This window comes from Actinosynnema sp. NPDC023658, from assembly GCF_040639995.1.
Classification (GTDB): Bacteria; Actinomycetota; Actinomycetes; order Mycobacteriales; family Pseudonocardiaceae; genus Actinosynnema.
This window is the reverse complement of the sequence record NZ_JBFAAX010001098.1, coordinates 1-1758: the sequence shown is the minus strand read 5'-3', so window position 1 is coordinate 1758 and position 1758 is coordinate 1. Positions and strand designations below refer to the sequence as shown.

Genomic DNA, 1758 nt, shown 5'->3' with positions numbered 1-1758 from the left:
GAACGCCACCAGACCCACGTCGAGCAGGCCCGCGCGGACCTGGAGCTGCTGCGCGAGGACGTCACCGGCGCGGTGCGGCTGGGTGCGATCCCGACGACCGTGCACGCACTGCTGCCACCGGCGTTGGCGCTGCTGCGCGACCGGCACCCCGCCCTGGCGGTCACCCTGGAGGAGGGCGAGGCCGAGCAGACGCTGCCGCGGGTCGTGGACGGCAGCCTGGACGTGGCGGTGCTGGAGAGCTGGGAGCACCGGCCGGTGGCGCTGCCGCCCACCACGTCCCGCACCACCCTGCTGCACGACGTGGCCGACCTGGTGCTGCCCTCGTCGCACCGGTTGGCGCACCGCAAGGTCGTGGACCTCGCGGAGGTCGACGACATCGGGTGGATCGGCTGGAGCACCGGTTCCGGCTGCCTCGACTGGCTCACGCACGTGCTGCGCCGGCACGGCGTGGACGCGCGGATCACCTGCACCATCGGCAACTACCCGACCCAGCTCGCCCTCGTGGCGGGCAACGTGGGCGCCGCCGTCGTGCCGCGCCTGGGCCGGGACTCGGTGCCCGACGGCGTGCGCGTGGTCGCCACCCGCCCGGCGCTGAACCGCACGATCCACGTCGTGACCCGGTCCGAGGACGACGACCGCGGCTCGATCCGCGCGTGCGTGGACGCCCTCACCGCCGCCTCGGAGCCCTTCCAGAGCCTCGTCTGACGGTCGCGCGTCCGAGCCGACGGTCGTGCGTTCAGCCCCGCAGGACGGTGTGCCGCAGGGCCGGTCGGTACTCGTGCGCGTCGACGCGGGCGGCCGGTTCCGCGTACGGCACCGCGCCGCCGACCAGCGCTCCGGCGGCCGCGACCCCCACCAGCAGCTCGCGGTGGCGCACCGGGTCCGGCTCGTTAAGGTCCAGGTGCGCCCCGACCAGCAGGAGCACGGTGCGGCGCCGGCGGGCCGCCCACGCCCACACGCCGGGGCGCTCGACCGCGACGTGGTCCAGCAGCGGTGTCCGGTGGGGCCAGCGCAGCGTGAGCTCCCCGCCCGCCGACACCTCGACGGCCCAGCCGCGGGTGACCGGCAGCACGACGCGGTCGACGTCGGAGATCAGGGTCAGCCCCTTGCCGGTCAGCGCGGCGGGCAGCGGCAGCGGGAGTGCGGTCCGGCAGTCCACCAGCAGGACGGCGATGCGGTTGTCACCGCTGCCCCGGACGGTGGCACGGACGTGGAGGCGTGCGTCGACGCTCATGATCGACCTCTCTGCTCCTCGGATTCGCGCCGCACCCCGATTCTAGGGGGTGTGCCGACCTTATTTATTCACCGTTACGAGTGAATTAAGGGGTCGGTCCGCAAAGGCTTTGCACAGGTGGCGCAAATTTCGACATATGAGACGGTAAACGAAATGTTACCGCAGTGACGCGCATCACATTGGGTTGTAATGGATCCGTCACCCGCAGTTACATGTATTTATTCGCGCCGATCCGAACGGCAACACCTGAGAAAGGAACGACCGTATGCGCGCGGTATTCCACCGAACCGGGGAAGAGCGCCCTGGGCGCGGTACCGCCGGCGGCGTCCTGCTGGCCACCAGCAGGTTCTTGACCCGGGCCGCGGTCTCCGACGACCTGCGCGCCGCCTTCCACCAGGGCGGGCGCGAGGGTGACGCGTTCTACCGGGACCGGTGGAGCCACGACAAGGTCGTGCCGTCCACGCACGGCGTGAACTGCACCGGTTCGTGCCGGTGGAACGTCTATCTGCTCGCGGAACGCCCCA

3 protein-coding genes are annotated in these 1758 nt (G+C 71.6%); 2 read left to right on the top strand and 1 reads right to left on the bottom strand.

Translation table 11 applies throughout. From position 1 onward, the window contains the following. On the top strand, nucleotides 1-705 hold a 705-nt coding region (locus tag AB0G02_RS38475; RefSeq protein WP_360804922.1), incomplete at its 5' end, for a LysR substrate-binding domain-containing protein. 31 nt (nucleotides 706-736) lie between these two features. On the opposite strand, the gene AB0G02_RS38470 is transcribed toward AB0G02_RS38475, so the two are convergent. Then, on the bottom strand, nucleotides 737-1234 hold the full coding sequence (locus AB0G02_RS38470; protein ID WP_360804920.1) for a hypothetical protein: 498 nt from the start codon (nucleotides 1232-1234) through the stop codon (nucleotides 737-739). A gap of 265 nt (nucleotides 1235-1499) precedes the next feature. Here AB0G02_RS38470 and AB0G02_RS38465 point away from each other — a divergent pair. After that, nucleotides 1500-1758, top strand: a 259-nt coding sequence (locus tag AB0G02_RS38465; RefSeq protein ID WP_360804917.1) for a hypothetical protein, incomplete at its 3' end; no start/stop codon positions are given.